Raw genomic sequence first — 901 nt, forward strand, 5'->3', positions numbered from 1 at the left:
AAGCCCTCCACCTCCTCGACACCACCCTCACCGGCACCCACCCCCACACCATCCCGGTGAAGCTCGAACTCGGCGCGGTGCGCCGTGAGGCGGAGCGGAGCGGTGACGTGCCCGCCCTCTTCCGCGGCTTGGTGCGGGCGAGGCAGCGCCGGGCGGGTGCGGCGGCAGCGGCCCCGGGCGCACTGCGCGACCGGCTGCTCGCACTGCCCGAGGAGGAGCGGCACGCGTCGGTGCTGGAGGTGGTGCGGCGCGAGGTCGCCGTCGTCCTGGGCATGGCGGACGCCGCGAGTGTCGGCGCCCAGCAGGTGCTGAAGGATCTCGGCATCGACTCGGTGATGGCGGTCGAGCTGCGCCGCCGTCTGTCGGCCGAGACCGGGGTGTCGCTGCCGGCGACCCTCGCCTTCGACTACCCCACCCCCACCGCCATCGCCGGGCTCCTGCTCGACAAGCTCGCACTCGGCGGCGCCGGTTCGAGGGCCTCGGCACCTCGCCTGACGAAGAACCAGATCGACGCACTCGTGGAACTGCTGCGCTCCGCGACCCCGGAACAGCTTGCGACGCAAGGCCTCGCGGCCAGCTTCGTCGACCTGCACGCGGCGCTGTCGAAGACGGCCGCCGCCGAGCCCGGCGAACCCGAGATGGACGCCGCGGACGTCGCGGACAGCAGTCAAGAAGACCTCCTCGATTTCCTGGACCGCAAGTTTGGAGTGGGCAAGTGAGCGCTACCGACGTGCAGAAGCTCGAGACCTATCTGCGACGTACGACGAACGCGCTGCTGCAGGCCGAGAACGACCTCGCCTCGGAGCGCGCTGCGAAGACGGAGCCGATCGCGGTGGTGTCGATGGCCTGCCGCCTGCCCGGCGGTATCGGCACCCCCGAGGACTACTGGCAGCTGCTGGTC

2 protein-coding genes are annotated in these 901 nt (G+C 71.5%); both read left to right on the forward strand.

What is annotated here, in order from left to right; translation table 11 throughout:
- Nucleotides 1-719: acyl carrier protein (locus AWZ10_RS45475; RefSeq protein WP_167366057.1), on the forward strand; the 719-nt coding region annotated here is incomplete at its 5' end.
- Nucleotides 716-901 (forward strand): beta-ketoacyl synthase N-terminal-like domain-containing protein (locus AWZ10_RS45480; protein ID WP_279616683.1); only part of this gene is annotated, 186 nt, incomplete at its 3' end. The genes AWZ10_RS45475 and AWZ10_RS45480, both read left to right, overlap by 4 nt.

This window comes from Streptomyces europaeiscabiei (genome assembly GCF_001550375.1).
GTDB lineage: Bacteria > Actinomycetota > Actinomycetes > Streptomycetales > Streptomycetaceae > Streptomyces > Streptomyces europaeiscabiei.